18 protein-coding genes and 1 pseudogene are annotated in these 24,021 nt (G+C 58.0%); 4 read left to right on the plus strand and 15 right to left on the minus strand.

Annotated features, from left to right (window positions below):
* Positions 1–501: 501 nt before the first annotated feature.
* Entirely contained in the window at positions 502–927 is a 426-nt protein-coding gene (locus AC13DJ_RS01480) for a hypothetical protein (protein ID WP_482932916.1), read from the minus strand.
* 225 nt (positions 928–1,152) lie between these two features.
* Between AC13DJ_RS01480 and AC13DJ_RS01485 the strand changes: the two genes are divergently transcribed.
* Positions 1,153–1,686, plus strand: a complete 534-nt coding sequence (locus AC13DJ_RS01485) for a hypothetical protein (protein WP_482932917.1) — start codon at positions 1,153–1,155, stop codon at positions 1,684–1,686.
* Positions 1,687–2,164: 478 nt separating this feature from the next.
* Here the strand turns inward: AC13DJ_RS01485 and AC13DJ_RS01490 are convergent, their stop codons facing one another.
* Positions 2,165–2,461, minus strand: coding sequence for a hypothetical protein (locus AC13DJ_RS01490; protein ID WP_008171112.1), 297 nt, complete (start codon positions 2,459–2,461; stop codon positions 2,165–2,167).
* Positions 2,462–2,557: 96 nt separating this feature from the next.
* The gene (locus tag AC13DJ_RS01495) at positions 2,558–3,010 is read right to left on the minus strand and encodes a hypothetical protein (RefSeq protein WP_022990378.1); all 453 of its coding nucleotides are present in this window, start codon (positions 3,008–3,010) and stop codon (positions 2,558–2,560) included.
* A gap of 404 nt (positions 3,011–3,414) precedes the next feature.
* Here AC13DJ_RS01495 and AC13DJ_RS01500 point away from each other — a divergent pair.
* Positions 3,415–3,938, plus strand: a pseudogene (locus AC13DJ_RS01500) (enoyl-CoA hydratase-related protein).
* Positions 3,939–3,990: 52 nt separating this feature from the next.
* On the opposite strand, the gene AC13DJ_RS01505 reads toward AC13DJ_RS01500, so the two are convergent.
* The 11 genes from AC13DJ_RS01505 to urtA form a co-directional block, all read right to left on the minus strand.
* Complete coding sequence (locus AC13DJ_RS01505; protein ID WP_199457659.1) at positions 3,991–5,049, minus strand: ribonucleotide-diphosphate reductase subunit beta; 1,059 nt, start codon at positions 5,047–5,049, stop codon at positions 3,991–3,993.
* Positions 5,050–5,162: 113 nt separating this feature from the next.
* Positions 5,163–7,922, minus strand: coding sequence for a ribonucleoside-diphosphate reductase subunit alpha (locus AC13DJ_RS01510; RefSeq protein WP_482932918.1), 2,760 nt, complete (start codon positions 7,920–7,922; stop codon positions 5,163–5,165).
* Positions 7,923–8,734: 812 nt separating this feature from the next.
* Positions 8,735–9,088 (minus strand): zinc ribbon domain-containing protein, encoded by a 354-nt coding sequence (locus AC13DJ_RS01515; RefSeq protein ID WP_482932919.1) that lies wholly within the window; start codon positions 9,086–9,088, stop codon positions 8,735–8,737.
* A 3-nt stretch (positions 9,089–9,091) separates the two neighbouring features.
* Positions 9,092–10,324, minus strand: coding sequence for a formamidase (fmdA, locus tag AC13DJ_RS01520; protein ID WP_482932920.1), 1,233 nt, complete (start codon positions 10,322–10,324; stop codon positions 9,092–9,094).
* Positions 10,325–10,458: 134 nt separating this feature from the next.
* Positions 10,459–11,502, minus strand: a complete 1,044-nt coding sequence (locus tag AC13DJ_RS01525; protein ID WP_482932921.1) for an AAA family ATPase — start codon at positions 11,500–11,502, stop codon at positions 10,459–10,461.
* A gap of 15 nt (positions 11,503–11,517) precedes the next feature.
* Positions 11,518–12,564, minus strand: coding sequence for an aliphatic amidase (locus tag AC13DJ_RS01530; protein ID WP_482932922.1), 1,047 nt, complete (start codon positions 12,562–12,564; stop codon positions 11,518–11,520).
* A gap of 22 nt (positions 12,565–12,586) precedes the next feature.
* Positions 12,587–13,276, minus strand: a complete 690-nt coding sequence (gene urtE / locus AC13DJ_RS01535; protein ID WP_482932923.1) for an urea ABC transporter ATP-binding subunit UrtE — start codon at positions 13,274–13,276, stop codon at positions 12,587–12,589.
* A 2-nt stretch (positions 13,277–13,278) separates the two neighbouring features.
* On the minus strand, positions 13,279–14,037 hold the full coding sequence (gene urtD / locus AC13DJ_RS01540) for an urea ABC transporter ATP-binding protein UrtD (protein WP_482932924.1): 759 nt from the start codon (positions 14,035–14,037) through the stop codon (positions 13,279–13,281).
* Complete coding sequence (urtC, locus tag AC13DJ_RS01545) at positions 14,037–15,221, minus strand: urea ABC transporter permease subunit UrtC (protein WP_482932925.1); 1,185 nt, start codon at positions 15,219–15,221, stop codon at positions 14,037–14,039. The genes urtD and urtC overlap by 1 nt, the downstream gene beginning before the upstream one ends.
* Before the next feature lie 9 nt (positions 15,222–15,230).
* A complete protein-coding gene (gene urtB, locus AC13DJ_RS01550; RefSeq protein WP_482932926.1) occupies positions 15,231–16,157 on the minus strand; it encodes an urea ABC transporter permease subunit UrtB in 927 nt (308 codons plus the stop codon).
* 83 nt (positions 16,158–16,240) lie between these two features.
* On the minus strand, positions 16,241–17,506 hold the full coding sequence (urtA, locus tag AC13DJ_RS01555; protein ID WP_482932927.1) for an urea ABC transporter substrate-binding protein: 1,266 nt from the start codon (positions 17,504–17,506) through the stop codon (positions 16,241–16,243).
* 300 nt (positions 17,507–17,806) lie between these two features.
* On the opposite strand from urtA, the gene AC13DJ_RS01560 reads away from it, so the two are divergent.
* On the plus strand, positions 17,807–21,190 hold the full coding sequence (locus AC13DJ_RS01560; RefSeq protein ID WP_482932928.1) for a hybrid sensor histidine kinase/response regulator: 3,384 nt from the start codon (positions 17,807–17,809) through the stop codon (positions 21,188–21,190).
* A complete protein-coding gene (locus tag AC13DJ_RS01565; RefSeq protein ID WP_482932929.1) occupies positions 21,177–22,085 on the plus strand; it encodes a response regulator in 909 nt (302 codons plus the stop codon). The genes AC13DJ_RS01560 and AC13DJ_RS01565 overlap by 14 nt, the downstream gene beginning before the upstream one ends.
* A 77-nt stretch (positions 22,086–22,162) precedes the next feature.
* On the opposite strand, the gene nhaB is transcribed toward AC13DJ_RS01565, so the two are convergent.
* Positions 22,163–23,668 (minus strand): sodium/proton antiporter NhaB, encoded by a 1,506-nt coding sequence (gene nhaB, locus AC13DJ_RS01570; RefSeq protein ID WP_199457661.1) that lies wholly within the window; start codon positions 23,666–23,668, stop codon positions 22,163–22,165.
* Between the last annotated feature and the right edge of the window lie 353 nt (positions 23,669–24,021).

Raw genomic sequence — 24,021 nt, forward strand, 5'->3', positions numbered from 1 at the left:
CAATGGGGGAAAGGGGGAGTTGTGCCTGAATGCCGGAAACTGGCTAAATAATCGCCAACTTCGACCATGACCACTCGGATCTGGCACTACCAGGCTTGGTCTGCGAAGGTTGTTGGAGCACTATGAGAAATCCGGGCTAGCCGATGCACCCTGAGTAAAACTACCACCGACAATGCGGCGAATGAACCTGGACCTCAGATTAGCAGGTAAGCAAGGAACCAGGTTTCGACGGACACCTGGTTCCGGCAAACACTCACCTTTATGCCAACGCCACTGGCTGATTTTGGCTACCCACTCGCCGCGGATTCCGACGGCCTTGGCAAACCACGGGAATTGCCGGATTTGCTGCCAGTATAAGCCCAAGGCCAACACCACCGAGCCAACCAAAAGGCACAACGCACTACCCAGCTAACGCTAAGCACAGCGGCGACCTTGGAATGGCGACGAAGGAGCCATGGAAAGGGCGTCCGGCGGCCATCGGCCGCGTACTGCTGCGTCTTGTTAAAGGTTTTTGAGGGCTGTTTTTGCCCTGTATGCTTGCACGAATTGAAAGAGGCCTACCCCACTGAACAACGCGACCATTGCGTTTGAGCTGTCCGTATCTACCTGAAATAAACCAGCAGTCGCCATACAAAAAAGCCCGCCAAAAATGTACTCGCTAGGCTCATACCGGTATTTAAATTTCAGTGACTGCCCATAAAGGTGTGATTCAAAATCGACAGGGACCTTCAGCTCTTCCGCTTGTTTACTAGCGAAGCGGTTTACTTTTCCGCGCCAGAACGACCAGTAAACAATTTCCTCACCCGGTAATGCAATTACTCGAAAAGCTCTGCCTGTTCCAGTTGCCACTTGGGTTATGCGTAGACCAGTGACTTCCGAAAGATCGTCGAGTCTTAGTGTTCCATCCAGAAATCGCTTCCGTGCCATGACTCCTTGCCTACCTTTAACGCGAAAATAAGCGGCGCCCTGACAAGGGCGTCCGGTGGAGGCCCTTGTCAGGGCCGGAACGAACTTGATTGACTTGTTAGGCAATCTCATACCCACTCATGACACACAGACACATACATCTTGTACTTTTTTTCACAGACTTATTGACGGCACTCAAATACAGAGTATACTGACCAAAGTATAGACGAAGAACAGGTGATCAGTATGAGTCAAACACCAGATCCTTTAAAGGAACTCGAGGCCATGAGGGGCGTCGCTGATGCACTAAGAGGCCTCGACGAAGATGCCGTAAGAAGGGTTCTCAACTGGGTGAGCGACCATTTTTCTATAAAAATAAGCTCTTCAGATAAGTCGCCTGCTACGAATCAAGCAATCATCGAAGACGTCAATAACGAAAACAGTGACAACGAAATCTCATTCGATGACGTTGCAGAATTTTATGCCGTCGCTCAGCCAGCTTCGGATGCGGAAAAAGCTCTGGTCGTAGCTCACTGGATGCAGTTTCACGAAGGGCTTACGAGCATCGAAACTCAAGGCGTAAACACGCGACTAAAACATATGGGACACGGGATAAGCAATGCTAGTCGCGCATTTGAGAACCTGAAAAAGACAAAGCCACAGTTGATAGTCCAGCTAAAAAAGTCAGGTACCTCAAAGCAAGCACGTAAAAGCTTTAAAGTTACTACTGAAGGTAAGAAGTACGTAGAGCAGATGCTTAAGAATGGAAACAGCAATTGAATACAGTATGAAAAAAGCGCCAATGTTTGCAGACATTGACGCTTTTAGAGATCTTCCACGGGTGCTTGGAGTTGCCCAAAGGAAGGCCGGACCAATTTCCCAGGAAGACACGTTCAGCGACGTAATTCTGGTTGGTAAGTTGGCTGGTGTCAAGGAACTCCGTTGGAGAAACGAAATGGCAACGCCACCTTTTCCAGCACCAGCTGGATTTCGTTGGGTGTTTTGCAAGTCGTTCAAGCACTGGAGGTCAGGGAAGCAGGTCTACCCAAAAAACTCTAGCTGCTTTTGCTTCTTGGTAAGAGCTTAACACCAAGTGGGGGGGCAGATTTCTGCCCCCCTTTTTCGACCTAACGCCAATATTCAGCGGCGGCCTTTGCGTAGCGAAGCGGAGAAAAGGCCGTCCGGTGGAGGGCCGTTAGGCCCGTAACGTACTGGAATGACTGGTTAGCACTGCTCAACTGAACACCTGCGGCTAAAGTCAAAATGGTAATCCGTCTTCGTCTTCTGTTGCATCTAATTCGGTAGACGGCTCTGGGCCAAAAAGTGCGTCTTCAACTGGCATCAGCTCCCACAACTCGTTCTGATGGAGCCAGATCGGATCAGCATTCTCCTGGATGAACTGATCTACAGGCATACCATCCACGGTTGGTGGCCGCTTGATTCTGACTTGCTTACCGTTCATAAAGACCCACTGGTACTTCCTTTGCCGCTCTGCCTTCGCGGCTTTCTTTGCTCTCTTTTGAGCCGGAGTGAGCTTTTTCTTAACCTTTGCCATATCTGAACTTTTTGGTGCTAACGCGAAGCTAAGCGGCGGCCCGTCAGGGACGTCCGGTGGACGGCCGTCAGGCCGGGAACGTACTTAAGCGATTGGTTATGCATTGTTGCCCGCAGCACGAATCTTTCGGAACATCTTGGCGATAAAGCTGTTACCGAGAATCAGACCGACAGACAAGACCAAAACCACACACCAACCATAGTTTATCGACACCTGAGAGCCCACTTGAGTCAGCAGCACACTTACAGAGCGAACGAACCAATAAACGCCAATTAAAAACACGCCAGCAGATACGACACCGCTTTCTGGGATGACAGGCCCGCTGGCTTCTGAGGAAAGAGCAGCCTTGGAGATCTTTGGCGCTCTGAGCCACAAAACCATGCCGATAACGATTGGCACAGAGACGCCTGCAGCAAGGAACCAAATGTGTGGCGAATGTTGGCCACTAAATGCGTCTGGAACCAGAGCAAGCGGAATGTAATTCCCCAAAGTGCTAAAGACCAGGTAGGCAGCAAAAACCTTGATAACGATCTCGATGAGTTCTCTCATAACTCTCTATGCATAACAGTGAATTCTACGAACGAGTTCGTATATCCCGCATTCGTATAATTCCAACCAAAACGCGCCCGAAATTTTTAATTTTTTCTAAACAAAAACAACAACCTAAGAAAACGAACCACGGCTACCGCCGGAGTTATACGCCCTGATTCGAGCCACCCCTGCTCCTACTCAGGGGCGTATAACTCCGCCCCTGAAAACCCCACATCCTAAACATATCAGAAGGTTACTAACATTTCCCATGCATTTCCCCGGAGTTTTGCGAACGGGTTCGTATAACTCCACTGTTTGTTAGTCCATGCAGCACGGGCCTTGGCCAAGGCGGTCGAAGGTTCTTGGCATGGGCCAATCATAGCGAGACAATCGCTGTAAATTTACAGAACAAGGACTCCACGATGGCCAGCTTGCCCCAACTTACGGATGCCCTGCTCACTCTGGAAAACGGGGTGGCCGTGCTGACCCTGAACCGGCACGACCTGCGCAATGCCCTCACAGGCTCCCACCTGATTGATGACATCGTCACCACAGCAGAGTGGGTCAACCACTGCCAGGACGTATCCGTGCTGGTGATCACCGGGGCGGGGTCGGCGTTCAGTGCCGGTGGCAACATCCGCGATATGGCTAACCGCAGCGGCGATTTCGCTGGCAATCCCGCTGAGTGTGCAGAGCGCTATCGCAAGGGTATCCAGCGTATTCCCCTGGCGATGCAGGCGGTGGAGGTGCCGGTGATTGCCGCGGTGAACGGGCCAGCCAGCCGCCCAAGGCAACGCGGCTGACCAAGCGGCTGATGATGATGGCCCAGCGCACCGAGCTGAAGGATTTCCTGGAGATCTGCGCCTGTTTCCAGGGCATGAGCCACAACGAGCCAGAGCACCTGGACGCAGTGAACCGGATGCTGGAAGCCATGGCGCGGAAATAACCCTACCGGAGCTGCCCGACATATCGGACAGCTCTGCCCCCCCCCTACCTGCTTACCACTCCAGCTGAGCGCCGGTCTGGTATTCAATCACCCGGGTCTCAAAGAAGTTCTTCTCCTTGCGCATGGTGGCTTGCTCGTCCAGCCAGGGCGAGACGTTTTTCGCCCCCGGGAACGGCTCTTCCAGCCCTACGGTGCGCGCCCTCCGGTTGGCCACAAACCGGAACTGCTCGGTGTGGTATTCCGCCGAGTAACCCATAATCGGGTCGCGCAGAATGTAGTTGGCGTAAGCCATCTCAGCCGCTTCGGATTCGTCCCACATATCGCGCACGGCTTTGGGGTCGAAACTGATGTTTTCCTCCTCCAGGATCTGGTTCACCACTTTCAGGCCGAAGGAGAAGTGCATGGCTTCGTCCCGCAGGATGTACTGCAGCTGTTCACCGGTACCGCGCATCAGGCCCCGGCGCTGAAGGGCGAAGATGGGGCTGAAGCCGTTATAGAACCAGCAGCCTTCAAACACCGCTGCGAAGAACAGGTAAGACATGATGAATTCCTGCAGGTCGTCCGGGTTGCGCAGGTTCATGTCGGAGCGCATGGCAGCGTCCAGCCGGCGGTTGGCCAGCTGGATTTTGCCGTTGATCTGGGGCACCACGCGGTAGCGGTTGTAGATCTCGCTCTGGTCCAGGTTGAGGGTTTCGATGCAGTGCTGGTAGGTCCAGGTGTGCAGGGCTTCTTCGTATACCTGGCGGGCCTGGTAGATCTGCAGTTCCGGTGCGCTCATTTTCTCCATCACCGCCAGGCCGATGTTGCGCATGGCGAGGATGTCGGAGGTGGTGAGGTAGGCCAGTACGTTTTCGTACACGTGCTTTTCTGCCGGGGTCAAGCGGTGGTGGTAGTCGTGAACGTCCTGGGCCATGTTGACGTCCAGCGGGGTCCAGTGGTTTTTGTTGGCATTCATGAAGTATTCCCAGGCCCAGGGATACTTGAAGGGTGCCAACTGGTTGATGTCGGTTTCGCCGTTGATGACGCGTTTGTCGTCTACGTTCACCGGCGCCGGGCCTTCGGGGTTTGCGGCTTGCTGTGCGGGTTTTGATTCGTCGTCCCAGTTCAGCATGGTTCGCTCCTTTTAGATTGATTTGCCACGGACACTCACGGACCCACACGGACAAAGACAAAGATGTTTTTTCGTCCGTGAGCGTCCGTGAGTGTCCGTGGCCAAAAAGTCAGTTACTGACACGCCTCGCAGTCAGGATTATCAATGCTACAAACCTGCGGCTGTGGCGCAGACACCGGGGCGGTTTTTTCGGCGCCGGTGGCGCCCAGGGAGCGCAGGTAGTAGGTGGTTTTCAGGCCGCGTTCCCAGGCCAGCTGGTACAGGGCATCGAGCTTTTTGCCGCTGGGTTCGGCCATGTACAGGTTCAGGCTCTGGGCCTGGTCCAGCCATTTCTGGCGGCGGGCGGCGGCTTCTACCAGCCAGCGGGCGTCGATTTCGAAGGCGGTGGCGTAGCGGGCTTTGAGTTCGGCGGGTATGCGGTCGATCTGCTGCACGCTGCCGTCGAAGTATTTCAGGTCGTTCACCATCACGTTGTCCCACAAGCCTTCGGCCTTGAGATCCCGCACCAGTGAGGGGTTCACCACGGTGAACTCGCCGGACAGGTTCGATTTCACAAACAGGTTCTGGTACGCCGGTTCGATGGACTGGGACACGCCCACGATGTTGGAAATGGTGGCGGTGGGCGCGATGGCCATGACATTGCTGTTGCGCATGCCGTGTTTGGCGATCAGCTCCCGTATCGGGGTCCAGTCCAGGCGGCTGTCGGTGTTCAGGGACAGGTCACCGTCTTTCCTCGCCTCTTTTAAAAGAGCGATGGAGTCGATGGGCAGAATGCCCTGATCCCACAGCGAACCCTCAAAGGTTGGGTAGGCACCGCGTTCGCCGGCCAGGGTGGCGGAGGCGCGAATGGCGAAGTAGCTGAGCTGCTCCATGGCCACGTCGGCAAACTCCACCGCCTCCGGGCTGGTGTAAGGCAGGCCGAGTTGGTACAGGGCATCCTGGAAACCCATCAGGCCCAGGCCCACCGGGCGGTGTTTGAGGTTGGAATTCCTGGCCTGGGGCACCGCGTAGAAGTTGATGTCGATAACGTTGTCGAGCATGCGTACGGCGGTGTTTACGGTGCGTTCCAGGCGTTGTACATCCAGCTCGCCGTCCTTGATGTGGGCCGCCAGGTTTACAGAGCCCAGGTTGCACACGGCGATTTCGTCGGCGCTGGTGTTCAGGGTGATTTCGGTACACAGGTTGGAGCTGTGCACCACGCCCTGATGCTGCTGCGGCGAGCGCAGGTTGCAGGGGTCTTTGAAGGTGATCCAGGGGTGGCCGGTTTCGAACAGCACAGTGAGCATTTTGCGCCACAGCTGCTTGGCCGGAATTTTCTTGAACAGGGTGATCTCGCCCTGCTCCGCCAGCGCTTCGTAGTGTTCGTAGCGTTCGCGGAAGGCATTGCCGTACAGGTCGTGCAGATCCGGCGTATCGCTGGGGGAGAACAGGGTCCAGTCCCGGTCTTCACGCATGCGTTCGATCAGCAAATCCGGCACCCAGTTGGCGGTGTTCATGTCGTGGGTGCGGCGGCGTTCGTCGCCGGTGTTCTTGCGCAGTTCCAGGAACTCTTCGATGTCCAGGTGCCAGCTTTCCAGGTAGGCACAGACCGCGCCTTTGCGCTTACCGCCCTGATTCACCGCCACGGCGGTGTCGTTGACGACTTTCAGGAACGGCACCACGCCCTGGCTCTGGCCGTTGGTGCCTTTGATGTGGGAGCCGAGCGCCCGCACCGGGGTCCAGTCGTTGCCCAGGCCGCCGGCCCATTTGGACAGCAACGCGTTGTCTTTGATGGCGCCGTAAATGCCTTCCAGGTCGTCCTGCACGGTGGTCAGGTAGCAGGAAGACAACTGGGAGTGGCGGGTGCCGCTGTTGAACAATGTCGGCGTGCTGGCCATGTAATCGAAGCTGGACAGCAGGTTGTAGAACTCGATGGCGCGGGCGTTGGGGTCGTCTTCCCGCAGGGCCAGGCCCATGGCCACGCGCATGAAGAATACCTGGGGCAGTTCCAGGCGGGCGCCGTTCCAGTGCAGGAAGTAACGGTCGTACAGGGTTTGCAGGCCGAGGAATCCGAACTGGTGGTCGCGCTCGGGTTTCAGGGCTGCGCCGAGGCGTTCCAGGTCAAACGCGGCCAGGGCCTCGTCCAGCAGCTCATAGCGGATACCGGCGTGAACAAAGGCGCTCAGGGCCTGTGGATAACTTTCTGCAAGGGGTTGGTTGCGGGGCAAATCCAGCTCCTCGGCCGCCTCCAGCCGTAACTGTTCCAGCAACAGGCGGGCAGTCACGGCGCTGTAGTCCGGCTCCCGTTCTATGCGGCCCCGGGCAGTCATGATCAGGGCAGACAATACTTCGGTTTCGGCAATGCCGTCGTACAGGTTACGCAGGGCTTCCTCCACCAGGGATTCGCCCTCAATGCCGTCCAGCCCGGTCGCGGCCTGCTCTACCTGCAGTTTCATCAAACCCAGATCCAGCGGCGCCACGCTGCCGTCGGCTTTTTTCACGGTCAGGTGCGGGTGCGCTTCCATGGGTTCTTCAATGGCGCGCTTGCGGGCGTGCTCTTCCCGGTACAGCACGTAGGCCCGGGCGACTTTCTGTTCTTCCGCTCGCATCAGGGCCAGTTCTACCTGGTCCTGGATGTCTTCAATATGCACCTTGCCACCGGCCTTCAGGCGCCGGCTGATGGCCTGCACCACTTGTTCGGTGACCCGGTGCACGGCGTCGTTGATACGGGCAGAACCGGCAGCCTGGTCGCCTTCTACTGCAAGGAAGGCCTTGGTAACGGCGACGGTGATCTTGGAAGGGTTAAAGCCAACGAGGGTGCCGTTGCGTTTGATGACCTGAAGGGATTCTGTAGCGGCAACCGCCGGGGGCTCGGGGGACAGGATGGCAGACATGGAACTTCTCCTTGTGTACGCGTGGTGGTGCAGCCTTTGCGTTTGGGAGAAGGGGGAGGTTTTTGCCACGGAATCTACGGCTGAAGAACTCTTCGCCACGGACACTCACGGACACTCACGGACGCTCACGGACGCTCACGGACGAAAAGCTCTTTATCGTTGTCCGTGAGGGTCTGTGAGGGTCCGTGGCCAAAAAAACCAAAACCCGCCTGCTCACCTTGATAAACGCGAAGGTGCAGTGTCTATCCCTGGCAGGTCTTCGGACTCAGGGGCGTGAACCGTGTGGTTCGGCCTTGCGTGGCGACTTCCCGGTTGGAGCCCCTGGTTACCTCCTGAGTCGCCTCTGGCTTTCAGAGCGCTTCACAGTCAAGGCGCAACTTTGCAGTAAGGCCGGGGCCTTTCAAAAAGTTGCAACGCCGATTGTGAAGCGCTCTGAAAGCCCCGAAGGGCGTGCTCTGAAAGCTGCACCTGCTGTGTTGCGACTCTTGCCAAGGGCTAAGGCCATTGGCGGCGAGCCGCGCCTTGCATCTGCAGCTTTCAGAGCACGCAGAGGCGATTCAGGAGGTAACCAGGGGCTCCTTGCCAGTGTCTTTGTGCCACGCTTGTTCCCCAATACCGCTGCGCGTCAGTTCCGGATTCTCACCGGATTCCCGACTACCCTGCGATCAAGATGATCAGAGTTTGATCACAATATATGGTAGTCAACCAAGGACTTGGTCACTATATAGGGGTGTTACAAACAAGACAATACCTGATCGACAGGTCCACATAAAAAAGGCCCCTCAAGGGGGCCAAACACGTGAAAGCAATGGTCAGTGGCTGATCATCCAGGGCCGCATGGACGGGAACATTTTCTTACCGTCAGCAGTGTAGAACAGCATGTGTTTACCGTCCGACTTTTTCTTGCAGCCGCAACTCTTGCGGTGTTCGGCGTCACGGGCGCGCTGGTCGGCTGTGGAGATGATGGGTTCATGCCGTGCCTTTTCGTTGCGCTCCTGGGCCTTGCGCCGGGCCGGGTCCATGCCCAACACCTGTGGTGGCAGTGCAATCACCCGGGGCGACAGCGCCTGGCAGCTGGGGCATTCGGCCGGTTTTCCAGCCTCCGCCATGGTGCCAAGTTCCTGGAACAGACCGTGTTCCCGGCATTTGTAGTCATACAGTGGCATGGCTTACTCCTTGTCCGGTGACAGGGGTACGTCGGTACCCGGTGTGACCTTCTTGGTTGGCCCTTCTGCCGTCGGGTTGATGTCGAAGTCAAAGATTTCGGTTGGCAGCCAGAGGGTTGCACAGGCGTTCGGTACGTCCACCACGCCACTGATGTGGCCTTCCACCGGCGCACAACCCAACAAGGCGTAACCCTGGGCGGGCGTGTAGCCGAATTTGGTGAGGTATTCGATGGCGTTGAGGCAGGCCTGGCGATAGGCTACATGTACGTCGAGGTAGTGTTGCTGGCCATCTTCATCCACAGAGATGCCTTCGAAGATCACATAATCCTCGTAGCGCGGCTTGATGGTGCTGGGCTTGAAGACCGGGTTCTTGATGCCGTATTTGGCCATGCCATCCTTGATCAGGTTCACCCGCAGGTGAATCCAGCCGGCCATTTCGATGGCGCCGCAGAAGGTGATTTCGCCGTCGCCCTGGCTGAAGTGAAGGTCACCCACCGACAGGCCGGCGCCTTTGACGTAAACCGGAAAGTAAACCTTGGAGCCGCGGGACAAATCCTTGATGTCGCAGTTACCGCCATGTTCGCGCGGCGGTACGGTACGGGCGGCTTCACCAGCTGCTGCCTTGACGGCGTCGCCGGCGAGTTTGCCCAAGTGGGCGGTATCCGCGTACGGCAGGTTAGCCAGGCCAGGCACACGGTCCGGTTCGGTGTCGTAGAGTTCTTTCTCGCGCTTGTTCCACTCGGACAGCATTTCCCGGGACGGCAGGCAGCCGATCAGGCCCGGGTGGATCATGCCGGCAAATTCCACGTTGGGAATATGGCGGGATTTGGTGAACATGCCGTTGAAGTCCCAGATGGATTTCTGGGCTTCCGGGAAATGGTCGGTCAAAAAGCCGCCACCGTTCTTCTTGGCGAAGAAACCGTTAAAGCCCCATTGCTGATCCTGGAAAGCGCCGATGTCCATAATGTCCACTTCGAGCAGATCGCCCGGCTCCGCGCCCTCAACGCCTACCGGCCCGGACAGGAAATGCACCTGGGTGAGGTCCACGTCGCGCACATCGTCCGCGCTGTCGTTGTTTTCAATCTGGCCACCGGTCCAATCGTAGCACTCAAGCACGAAATCATCGCCGGGCTTGACCGTGACCGCCATGGGGATATCCGGGTGCCATCGGTTGTGGATGTTTTCGTTTTCGTACGCGGATTTGGTGAGATCCACCTTGATTAATGTTTCAGCCATAGCGGTTGCTCCTTGGTTCTCGGCTTCGGATTCAAAGCAATGAAACGCGGAGCCCCAGGCTCCTGCGCTGACGGTATTCACTATCGTCGATCCGGTCGGGGGGCGGTATTCGCGAAATGCCCCCGGCAACTGCGTCATTTGACGTATTGGCGAACGATGACGGCTTGGCTCTCCCAGTCAGCGATAAATTGCTCGCTTTCCGGATGCGCCAATAACGCCCTGGCAACCGCCGGCTCCAGCCGCTGCCGGAAGGCCCGCAGCATTTCCCGGGCGCCGTACCGGCTGTCGTAGCCCCGGCACAACTCCGAACGCAGGGCCGGCGCCAGTTCCAGTTGCGCGTGTTTTCGGGCCAGGCGCTTGTTCAGGGCGGCCAGCTCAATGTCCAGCAGGGCGTCGAGCCAGTTATCGGTGAGGTTGTTGAAGGTGAGGATCTGGTCGATCCGGTTGAGGAATTCGGGGTCGAAATGGCGGCGCAGCGCGGTGTCACGGATGGCGTCGTGGCCTTTGGGTGAGAGCCCCAACCATCGTCGCCAACCGTTCTGGTACCGGTGATGATGCGCCTCGGCGTCCAGCGCGCCGGCGTTACTGGTCATGAAAATCAGGGTGTTGCGGAAGTCGATCTCGTGGTTGCCGGAGGGAAACACTAGCCGCCCGGTATCCAGCACATTGAGCAGGGTGCGGATCACCTCTTTGCTGGCTTTCTCGATCTCGTCAAACAGCACAATGCCTGGTTTACTGAAGGTGCCCTGCACTTTTTCCAGATCAAACAGGCTGTGGCCTTCCTTGCTGCCCACATACCCCGGGGGCGCGCCGGTCAGGGCGGCGGCGTAATGTTCCTGGGCGAGGGTGTTCATGTCGATGCGGCACAGGCCATCGCGGTTGCCGTGAATGGCTTCGGCAATCAGGCGGACGGTTTCGGTCTTGCCCACGCCAGTGGGGCCCAGGAACAAATGCACCGCCAGCGGCCGGTTGTCTTCGCCGATGTCGGCTTTTACCCGCATCAGCATGGATTCCATGGCCTCCAGGGCTTGGTCCTGCCCCACAATGTTGTCATTCAGACGGGCCATGACGGCCTCCGGCTCAAAGCGGAACCGGGAAACACGAACCGGGCCTGAATCGGCCCGGTTCTTTGCGATGCTTTCCCGGTTGGCTTCCAGCCGTTCATTGATAAACGGCATACGAACCTCCCCGGGTCAGGCGCCTGCGGACTTTTCCTTGCCGTCGTACGGCAACTCGCCCACCGGGCACTCCGCCGTGCCCACGGTCTTGCGGGTCATGGCCTCCACATCTTCCTGCGCCTTCTGGGCGTCCATCACCCAGGTTCGGTAGAACTCGAACGGGCAGTCCGCCACGCCCTTGTCGCCGTCACCCGAGGCATGCACGCCGGTGTAACCGCGGTGAAGGAGCTTGAACAGGTGGTTCTGGGACTGGTCGTTGGCGCGGGCGTCGCGAATCTGGCTCACCGACAGCTGGGCGTACTGAACCCCCATGTCTTCTTCACCGCATTCGCCCAGGGTGCGGCCATCAAAGCCAACGATGGCGGAGTGACCGAAGTAGGAATACACGCCATCGAAACCACTGGCGTTGGCCACGGCCACGTAGCAGTTGTTGGCCCAGGCCATGCTCTTGGCCATCATGATCTGCTGTTCTTTGGCCGGGTACATGTAGCCCTGGCAGCGAACAATCAACTCGGCGCCTTTCATGGCACAGTCGCGCCAGATTTCCGGGTAGTTGCCGTCGTCACAGATGATCAGGCTGATCTTCATGCCCTTGGGGCCTTCAGTTACATAGGTACTATCACCGGGGTACCAGCCTTCCACCGGACACCAGGGAATGCACTTGCGGTACTTCTGGACGATCTTGCCTTCGTTGTTGATCAGCACCAGGGTGTTATAGGGCGCCTTGTTGGGGTGATCCTCGTGGCGCTCACCGGTCAGGGAGAACACGCCCCAGGTATCCGCCTCACGGCAGGCGGCGGCGAAAATTTCGGTTTCATCGCCGGGAATGGTGGCGGCGGTTGCCATCATTTCGTCATTGTCGTACATGATCCCCATGGTGCTGTATTCCGGGAACACCACCAGATCCATGCCCGGCAGGCCGACCTTCATGCCCTTGATCATGTCGGCAATCTTGCGGGCGTTGTCCAGTACCTCGGCCTTGGTGTGCAGACGGGGCATCTTGTAGTTCACCACCGCCACGCCAACGGTATCGTTACTGCTGGAAATATCACCGTGTCTCATACTCGTTACTCCTCACGTCAAATCAAACAGCCAGATAACTGGCAATCTTTTCCTGATCCGCCTCTTCCCGGCTTTCCTCATGCACGATCGCGCCCTTCTCGATCACCAGAATCCGGTCGGCCGCATCCATCACGAAACTCAGCACCTGCTCGGACACCACAATCGACAAACCGCGCTCATCGCGAATGCGCCGCAGTGTCTTGGCAATGTCCTTGATGATGTTGGGCTGGATGCCCTCGGTAGGCTCATCGAGCAGCAGCACTTTGGGACGGGTGGCCAGAGCCCGGGCAATGGCCAGCTGTTGCTGCTGCCCGCCCGACAGGTTGCCACCACGGCGGTTCTGCATTTCCTTGAGTACCGGGAAGAGTTCGTACAGGTCCTCCGGGACTTTCTTCTCGCCCACGGCGGCCAGGCCCGTCTCGATGTTTTCCCTGACGGTGAGGGTCGGAAAGATCATGCGCCCCTGCGGCACAAATCCGATGCCGGCCTTTACCCGCTGAAAACTCTTGAGGCTCGATAGGTCACTGCCGTCCAGCGTGACTTCACCGCCTTTTGTGGGCGTCATGCCCACCAGAGATTTCATCAGCGTGGTCTTGCCCATGCCGTTGCGGCCGACGACCGCGACAATCTCTTTTTCGCCCACCTCGAGGTTCAGGTCGTCAATGATGGTGCTTTGGCCATAGGCCACCGAATGATGTTTTACGTTCAGCATGATCAGTGCCCCAGATAGACTTCGATGACTTTCGGATCCGATTTCACGTGTTCGATGGACCCTTCCGAGAGAACCTTGCCCTGGTGCATCACCGTGACCCGGTCGGCGATATCACCGACAAACTGCATGTCATGCTCGATCACCAACACCGTGTGGTCCTTGGTGATGCGCCGCAGCAGTTCCGCCGTTTTCTGGCGCTCTGTCACCGACATGCCCGCCACCGGCTCATCCAGCATCAGCAGGTCCGGTTTCTGAATCAGCAACATGCCGATCTCCAGCCACTGTTTCTGACCATGGCTGAGCAACGCGGCGGGGCGATCCAGCTCGTCTTTCAGGAAGATGGTTTCAGCCACCGCCTCCACCGCTTCAATCACCGCAGGATCGCGCTTGAATGCCAGGGCTCCCATCACGCTGTGGCCCCTGGGATAGGACACCTCGAGATTTTCGAACACGGACAGATCCTCAAACACCGACGGTGTCTGGAACTTACGACCGACGCCAGAATGCACGATCTGGTGCTCTTTGAGCTTGGTCAGCTCCTTGCCATCGAATTTGATGGACCCCGAGGTTGCCCGGGTCTTGCCGCAGATCAGGTCAAGCACGGTGGTCTTGCCGGCGCCGTTGGGGCCGATAATCACCCGGATCTCTTTGGGATCGAGGTAGAAAGAGAGGTCATCCACGGCTTTGAAGCCATCGAAAGAGACAGTCAGTCCCTCGACCGCCAGCAGGAAGTCCTTGGATTGGGTTTTGGCTGCGCTCATCAGGATTTCTCCGGGCTGTAGTTATCAAGCATCGGTTCGCGGTCTTCAGCATCCTGGGCCTTGCTCTCCGGGGCCGCCGGCGCTTCCGGCTTTTTGCGACGGAGCAGACGGTCTTCCAGTGGCGTGACGTAGGTCTGGTACAGACCGGCCAGGCCATTGGGGAAGGCCAGTACCACGCCTATGAACAGGGCACCCATGGCGAAGGGCCAGAGTTCCGGGAAGGATTCGGAAAAGCCACTCTTCGCGGCATTGACCAGCAGGGCTCCATAGACCGCGCCCAGGATAGAGAGACGACCGCCAAGGGCACAGAAGATCACCATCTCGATGGAGGCCACGATGCCGATGAACGACGGAGACATGAAACCGACAATCAGGGTGAACAGCGCGCCGCCAATGCCCGCAAAGGCGGCGGCCAGGCAGAACACGAAGATCTTGAACGCGGCCACGTTATAGCCAGAGAAACGCACCCGGTTTTCCTGGGCGTTCATGGCCACCAGGATGCGACCGAGCTTGCGGTTCTGGACAAACCGGGCCACGAACAGGCACACGAACAGCAGGCCGACGCACACGAAGTACAGGATGGTTTTCGCCTCATCGGTGCGGATGTCCCAGCCCATCAGGGTCTGCAGGTCGGTAATGCCGTTCACACCCCCGGTGTAGCCTTGCTGACCAATGATCAGAATGGTCAGGATGGCAGCGATTGCCTGGGTGATGATGGCGAAGTAGACGCCCCCCACCCGACGGGTGAACATGGCAAAACCGATGATAAGCGCCAACAGTACCGGCACACCGATGATGGCAATCAGGGTGAACGAGAAGCTGTGGAACGGTTGCCAGAACCACGGCAGTTCGGTCAGCTGGTTCCAGTCCATGAAGTCCGGAATACCCGGGGTAGACTGGATAGCGGTTGCCTCCGGCGTGGAAGCTTCCAGCTTCAGGAACATGGCCATGCAGTAGCCGCCCAGGCCGAAGAACACGCCCTGGCCCAGGCTAAGGATTCCGGCTTTACCCCAGCACATCACCAGACCGATGGCCACGAAGGCGTAGGTCAGGTATTTACCCACCATATTCAGGCGGAACGGGTCCAGCGCCAGCGGCAGAATGACAACCAGCAGCAGCGCCAGTGCCAGGTAGTAGAGTCCCTCTCGGGAGGCAAACCATTTCAACGGGGATGTGTTTTTCATGACAGTCTCCTAGCGACGGACCTTGAGTGCCATCAGGCCTTCCGGACGCAGCATCAGGATGCCGACGACCACCAGCAGGGTGAGGACTTTGGCCATGGAACCACTGAGAAAGAACTCCATCGTGGACTGGGCCTGGGAAATACCGAAGGCAGAGACAATGGTGCCAATCAGACTCTGGGCACCGCCGAACACCACCACCAGGAAGGTATCGACAATGTAGGCCTGGCCGGAGGATGGGCCGGTGGAGCCAATCATGGTGAAGGCTGCACCGGCAATACCAGCAATGCCACAGCCCAGGGCGAAGGTCATGCGGTCAACCCCGGCGCTGTTAATGCCCACGGCTTCCGCCATGGGGCGGTTCTGGACCACAGCGCGGACTTTCTTGCCGTAGCCGGAGCGGTACATCAGCAGGTAAACACCCACGGCGATGGACAACGCAATGATCATGACGAACAGGCCGTTAATCGGTAGCTGCACCAGATCGGTGACGTTGAAGGCGCCCATCATCCATTGCGGCAGCTCCACACCCACTTCCCGGGCGCCGAAGATCGAGCGGTAAGCCTGCTGCATGATCAGGCTCAGGCCCCAAGTGGCCAGGAGCGTATCCAGAGGTCGGTGGTAAAGGTGCCGTATCATGAGCCACTCCACGAGCGCCCCTAACGCGGCACAGACAATAAAGGCCAGAATCATCGCGATGAAAAAGTAACCGCCGAAGAGTCCGGGTAGATATGACTGGAAAAATCCCGAGGTCAGGTAGGTGGTGTAGGCGCCGAGGATCATGAATTCCCCGTGGGCCATGTTGATCACCCCCATTTGACCGAAGATGATGGCCAGGCCCAGAGCCATCAGTACGAACACTGAGAACAGGGACAGCCCGGCAAACCCCTGCATGGCAAATATCGACATTAATTCACTGCTGGTGTAGCCATCGAACATGACCCTTACTCCCCTTGAAACCCAAACACTCTGCAATGCGGAGGTAATAGCGGCCGGCACACCCGGTGCCGGCCGATTCAGCCTTACTGGTAACCTTCTGGGAATGGATCCGGTTCCATCAGCTCTTCGGTCTCGTAGACAACCTTGTACTGGCCGTCAGCCTGAGCCTGGCCAATACGGGTCTTGGACCACAGGTGATGGTTTTCGTGGATTCGAACGTAACCTTCAGGGGCCTTATTGAACTCGATGCCCGCAAACTCTTCACGGATCTTGTCGATGTCGAATGACCCGGCTTTTTCCACCGCGGCCTTCCACAGCCAGGGGCCAAGATAGGCAGCCTGGGTCACGTCACCAATGACCATTTCATCGCCGTAGGCATCCTTGAAGGCGGCAACAAATTCCTTGTTGTTCGGGTTATCCAGGCTCTGGAAGTACTTCATGGAGGCGTAGATGCCCTCTACGTTCTCGCCACCGACGCCGCGGATTTCATCCTCGGTCACGGAGATCGTCAGCAACATGGGATCTTCTTCGGTGAAATCGACACCCGCCGCTTTCATCTGCTTGTAGAAGGCCACGTTGGAACCGCCCACCACGGAGGCGAAGATCACATCCGGCTTTCGGAGCTTGATTTTGTTGATCACGGAATTGAACTGGGTATGGCCAAGCGGGTAATACTCTTCGCCCACGACTTTCAGGCCCAGCTTGTCGATGTGCTTACGGGCAATCTTGTTGGAGGTTCGCGGCCAGATGTAGTCTGAACCAAGCAGGTAGAAGGTTTCCGCCCCCATTTCCTCGACCGCCCAGTCAATACCCGCCAAAACCTGCTGGGTTGCTTCCTGACCGGTGTAAACCACGTTCGGTGACTGCTCCAGGCCTTCGTAGAAGGTCGGGTAATAGAGCATACCGTTGTACTGTTCGATGACCGGGAGTATCGCCTTGCGGGACGCAGAGGTCCAGGCACCGAAGATGGCGGCCACATTGTCCTGGCGCAGCAGCTTGCGGGATTTCTCCGCAAACGTCGGCCAGTCACTGGCTCCGTCTTCCTGCACGAACTCAATTTGCCGGCCCAGCACGCCACCAGACTCGTTGATTTGCTTGATTGCCAGCTTCTCAGCCTGCACCGAACCAATCTCACTGATCGCCATGGTGCCGGTAATGGAGTGAAGGATACCGACCTTGACGGCGTCATCTGTCACCGCCAGCCCGGTGGTGTTTACCTCTTCGGTTGGCGGCGTAGCGGCCTGGGCCGAGGTGGCCAGCATGATGGATGCGGCCAGGGTGGCTAGGCTCTTTCGCAGCCCTTTGCTCTTGGTACTCCGCCGTCCGGCGGCAATGCTTGTGGTTCCCATGGTCATTCCTCGCAGTGTTTGAAAGCCGGTGCCGCACCCCAATCAGGAAGCACAGCGCCCACGACAATCATTCTGCTCAGGCTTGTCACCGGAGCCCATTCGGTATTCGCCCCAGCGCAGTACGTCATTTGACGCATACCGATAATCCATCAGACACGCTAGAACCGCAGATATATCCACTCCGCGCCCCATCGCATCGGGTTATGGCACGTTTTTTGTTCCAGCTATCTGATTTACTGCGTAGGGGCCACCAAAGCGCACCAAAGTAGTGCGGACCGGTGAGGTAGGAGTGAGATTGAGATGGCGACAAAACAGAACATTTTTCGGGTTCGGCGCAGCTATAACCAGTGGGTGGCCAACCAGACCCTGGAAGACTATGCCCTGCGCTTTACCGCCAAGAGTGCACGCCGGTGGTCGGCAGCCCGGGTCAGCCATACCGCTCTGGGAGCCATCTCCTTCCTGGCCATGGAGGCCATCGGCGGCTCCATTACCCTGCACTACGGGTTTGACAACGCCGTTGCGGCGATTCTGGTCGTCAGCCTGGTGATCTTCCTCACCGCCATCCCCATCAGTTACTACGCCGCCCGTTACGGGGTGGATATCGACCTACTGACCCGGGGCGCGGGCTTCGGCTACATTGGCTCGACCATCACCTCGCTGATCTATGCCTCCTTTACCTTTATCTTCTTCGCCATTGAGGCGGCCATCATGGCGATGGCGCTGGAAATGCTGTTTGCCATTCCCCTGGTACTGGGTTACCTGATCTGCGCCGTGGTGATCATTCCTCTGGTCACCCACGGCATCACCACCATCAGCCGCTTTCAGGTGTGGACCCAGCCCCTGTTTATCCTGCTGCAGCTGGCGCCTTTCGTTTTCATCATCTACGCAGATGCCTCCTCCATCACCGACTGGACGCAGTTCCAGGGCGTCGGCCTGCCAGAGGGCAACGGGTTTGATCTGTTGCTATTCGGGGCCGCTGCAGCGATGGTGTTTGCCCTAATTGCACAGATTGGCGAGCAAGTGGATTTTCTGCGCTTCATTCCCGAGCCCACTAACGCCCCGGAGCGGCGCCGCTGGTGGGTGGCGGTGATGGCTGGCGGCCCCGGCTGGATTGTCATCGGTATGGTGAAAATCTTGGCCGGCTCTTTTCTGGCCGTGCTTGCACTAAATCAGGGCATTTCTGCCATGGAGGCGGCCGATCCAACCCAGATGTATCTGGTGGCTTTCAATTACATCACCCACTCACCCGAAATCTCGATGGCGATGGCCGGCATCTTCGTGATCCTGTGTCAGCTCAAGATCAACGTAACCAACGCCTACGCCGGTTCCATTGCCTGGTCTAACTTTTTCTCCCGCTTGACCCACAGCCATCCTGGCCGGGTGGTGTGGCTGGTATTCAATGTGGCCATTGCCCTGTTGGTGATGGAGCTCGGGGTGTATCGGGCGCTGGAAGAAACTCTGGGGTTCTACGGCATTGTCGCCATTGCCTGGGTGGGTGCCCTGGTGGCAGACCTGGTGATCAACAAACCCCTGGGCCTGAGCCCGGCCCATATCGAATTCAAACGGGCGCACCTGTACGACATCAATCCGGTGGGCGTAGGCGCCATGATCACCGCCTCGGTGGTGGGAATCACTTGCCACACCGGGGTACTGGGTGACTATGCCCAGGCCCTGTCCCATTTCATCGCCCTGGCGGTGGCACTGGTCACCGCGCCCCTGATTGCCTGGAAGACCGGCGGGCGTTTCTACACTGCCCGTCCGTTTGTTCCCCTGGCCACCGACCATCAGCTGGTGAAGTGCAGCATCTGCGAACATCACTTTGAGCCGGAAGATGTCACCCACTGCCCCGCCTACGATGGCGCTATCTGTTCTCTGTGCTGTTCGCTGGATGCCCGCTGTGAGGACGCCTGCAAACCGGGCGCCGGCTACCAGGAGCAGATGCAGCAGTTTCTCGGGCGGTTTCTTCCGGCGCCACTGCTGTCGGCACTGCGCTCCCGGCTCGGGCATTTCCTGTCGCTGCTGGTGGTCATCAACGGGTTTTCCGCCCTGCTGCTGTCGCTGATCTATTTCAAAACCCCGGTGGCTTCGCTTGCCGAGGCTACGCTGCTGTCTGTCACCCTGTGGAAAGTGTTCTTCATTCTGGTGATTGTCACCGGAGTGATCTGCTGGCTGTTTGTACTGGCCCATGAAAGCCGGGTAGTGGCGGAGGAGGAATCCCGGCGCCAGACCCGCCTGTTGACCGAGGAAATTGTCGCCCACGAACGCACCGACCAGGCCCTGCAGCAGGCCAAAGAGCAGGCCGAGGCCGCCAACGGCGCCAAAAGCCGGTATCTGACTGGAATCAGCCACGAGTTACGCTCGCCACTGAACGCCATCCTCGGTTACGCCCAGCTCATGGAGAACGACGACTCGGTACCGCCTCATCGCAAGGAAGCCCTGGGGGTCATTCGCCGCAGCGGCGAATACCTGGCGGATCTGATTGAAGGGTTGCTGGATATCTCAAAAATTGAGGCGGGCCGGCTGGATCTGCACCGTGACCAGGTGCGCATCGGGTTGCTGATGGAGCAGTTGGTCACCATGTTCCGGCTTCAGGCCGAAGAAAAGGGCCTGGCGTTTGACTACCACTGCCCTCACCCTCTGCCAGAACTGGTGACCACCGATGAAAAACGCCTGCGCCAGATACTGATCAATCTGTTGTCGAACGCCATCAAATACACCGACCAGGGCAGCGTGTCCCTGACCCTCCGCTACCGCAGCCAGGTGGCGGAATTCACCGTGCATGATACCGGCGAGGGCATTGCCGCAGAAAACATCGAACGCATCTTCCGGCCGTTTGAGCGTATCCGCAATCCCGGTCAGAGCCGCACCGGAACCGGCCTGGGCCTGACCATCACCCGACTGCTGACGGAAATCATGGGCGGCGACATCTCGGTGGAGAGCGAACCTGGCGAGGGCAGCGTGTTCAAGGTCAGCCTGATGCTGTCGAGCCTGCATTCCGCCAGCCCACGCTCGATCTCGACGCCGGCCCGCAGGATCTACGGCTACCATGGCGCCCGCCGGAAAATCCTGCTGGTGGATGACGACGACTCCCATCGTCAGGTAATCCGGGCCATGCTGTCGCCCCTTGGCTTTGAAATCAGCGACACCGGCAATGCCATGACCGTTCCGGAACGGGTGGAACAGGAGCGCCCCAACCTGATTCTGCTTGATGTGTCGATGCCCGGGAAAAGCGGCTGGGAGGTGCTGGCCGAGCTCAGGGAAATGAAATACAACCTGCCCGTGGTGATGGTCTCTGCCGACGCCAACGAGGGCCACCATAGCGCCGAGGCACCGCGCCTGCACGACGGTTACATCATCAAACCGGTGCGACTGAACCTGCTGCTGGACACCATTGGCCGGGTCATGGGCCTGGACTGGCGCTTCGAGAAAAGCCCGGAGCCCCTGGCCGCGCTACCGCTGCCAGCCAGCGGCGCGCTTGAACTGCCCGCCCGGGAGCACTGCGAGGCGCTGGCAGACCTGGCCAGAATCGGCCATCGCAAGGGCCTGCTGGAGGCACTGCACAGCTTGCAGTATGCCGGAGACGCCAGTGACGCCTTCGTTCAGGAGATCACCAAATTCACCAACGATTTCCAGTTCGAGAAGATTCTCGAACTTCTTGAGGTAACCGAACATGAAGCATCCTGATGACCGCAAAACCGTGGTACTGGTCGTCGACGACGCCATCGATTCCATCCGCATGATCAATGATGCACTGGAAGAAGCAGGCATGACCGTGCTGGTGGCGCTGGAAGGTAATCAGGCCCTGACCATCAGCCAGAACATCACCCCCGATGTGGTGCTGATGGATGCGCTGATGCCGAATATGGATGGCTTCGAGACGTGTCGGCGACTCAAGGAAAACCCCGCCTTCGCGGACATTCCGATCATTTTCATGACCGGCCTGAGCGATACCGAACACGTGGTTATGGGCCTGAATGCCGGCGGCGTGGACTATGTTACCAAGCCCATCGACACCACCGAGTTACTGGCCCGCATGGCGGTGCACCTGGCCAACGCCAGAATGACCCGCAGCGCCCGTTGCGCGCTCGATACCGCCGGTCAGAACCTGTTTGCGGTCGACCGCGAGGGCAACCTGCTGTGGGGTACCCCGCAAGTATGCCGTTGCCTGCCGCCGCCGGATCACGAGGATTTTCAGGGAGTACGGCAACAACTTGAGGACTGGCTGGGCCACCGACCGGATCCCGGCCACAGTCTGCCCATCCGGTTGCTGGACACGCCCCGCTCCATCGAATATCTGGCTCTGGTGGATGGCCAGGAATACCTGTTGCGTCTGAAAACACCCCAGAACCAGAACAGCGCCTCAGCGGCGCTGCGGGAACGTTTTGATCTTACCCTGCGGGAGTCGGATGTCCTGCTGTGGATCGCCAATGGCAAGACCAACCGGGAAATCGGACAGATTCTGGAGATGAGCCCCCGCACCGTGAACAAACACCTGGAGCAGGTGTTCCGGAAGATGAATGTGGAAAACCGGACGGCGGCAGCGGCCAATGCCATTCGGGTGCTGGCAACGCTCTACTAACGGTATTGTTTGGGGTTCCCATGAAGGCTAACCGCCACATAAAAACTGCGCGGTTAGTTAAATTTACAAAACCTTGATCAGAACGCGTGGGTCACCATGTACAGGCCAACGCCACCCATCACCACGGTGTACGGCAGGGCCATAATCACCATCTTGCCGTAGGACAACCGTACCAGCGGGGCGATGGCGGAGGTGAGCAGGAACAGGAACGCGGCCTGGCCGTTGGGGGTGGCCACGCTGGGCAGGTTGGTGCCGGTGTTGATGGCCACGGCCAGGGTCTGGAAATGGTCAAAGCTGATGGCGCCGGCATCCAGGGCCTGTTTTACTTCGCTGATGTATACGGTGGCCACGAACACGTTGTCGCTGATCATGGACAGCAGGCCATTGGCAATGAAGAACATGCCCGGTTGCTGGCCTTCCGGCAGGCTCAGTACGTATTCGATGATAGGCTTGAACAGGTGCTGCTCGTGGATCACCGCCACGATGGCAAAGAACACCACCAGCAGTGAGGTGAACGGCAGGGATTCCTGGAAGGCTTTGCCAATCTGGTGCTCGTCGATCACACCGGTGAAGGAAGTAACCAGGATGATCACCAGCAGGCCGATCAGCCCCACTTCCGCTACGTGGAACGCCAGGCCCAGCACCAGGATCACGGCAGCAACAGCTTGCACCCACAGGGCAGCCTTGTCGGACTTGGTGCGGCTGGCTCTTTCGTTATCGGCGTATTCCTGCAACACCTGGCGTACCGGCTTGGGCAGGCGACCGCCGTAGCCGAACCAGCGCAGCTTCTCCAGCGCCCAGCAGGTAAACAGGCCGGCAATCAGTACCGGAATACTCACCGGTGCCATGTGCAGGAAGAAGCCCACGAAATCCCAGCCAACCACCTTGGCGATCAGCAGGTTCTGGGGTTCGCCAACCATGGTGGCCACACCACCCAGGGCGGTACCAATGGCACCGTGCATCAACAGGCTGCGCAAGAACGCCCGGAAGTTTTCCAGGTCTTCCCGGTGCAGTTCCACCACTTCGGCATCGCTGTTGGCATTGTGGTCTTTCTGCTGATAGCCCTTACCAGACGCCACCTTGTGATACACCGAGTAAAAACCCACCGCCACACTGATGATGACCGCGGTTACCGTAAGGGCATCCAGAAACGCTGACAACACGGCTGCGGCACCACAGAACAGCAGCGAGAGCGCAGACTTGGAGCGTACCCCCACCAGGATCTGGGTGAAGGTCACCAGCAGCAGCTCTTTCATGAAATAGATGCCTGCCACCATGAACATCAACAGCAGGATAACCGGGAAGTTGATCAGCACCTCGTGGTACACGGCGTCGGCGTTGGTTAGCCCAATCAGTAAGGCCTCCACCGCCAGTAAGCCGCCTGGCAATAATGGGTAACACTTCAAGGCCATGGCCAGGGTAAAGATGAACTCGGCAATCAGCAGCCAGCCTGCCGTCACCGGCCCGAACACAAACATCACAATCGGGTTGGCAATCAGAAACAGCAGAATAACCTGCTTGTACCAGTTGGGCGCCTTGCCCAGGAAATTGCGGGTAAATCCGGAAACGAGAGTGTCGGGCATTGCATCAGTTCTTCTTGAATTGGCGGCTAAAAAAGTATGCAACAGGCAACCATTACCTGCCTTGATATTTGTGTATAGGGTACCCCTGTGGGGCCGCCCGGGTCTCCGTACTTGGACCTACATCGCCCGGAAAGACTTGCTCTGGATCATGTTTCCGGAAAATCAGGCTGGCCCCGGTTTACCGCGGACGGCGGTGTGGGATCGTAATAAAGTTGGTAACAAAATGGGACTCCGGCCCGCATCTTTCCGCACTGAGAAAACCGGAATAGAAAATAAAGTTGGTAACTTTCAGGCGGAAAATTACGCTCACCGAATGAATCAAGGTATAGCGGTAATCGGTTAAGTTATGGATA

The sequence above is a fragment of the Marinobacter sp. L-46 genome, assembly GCF_056859535.1.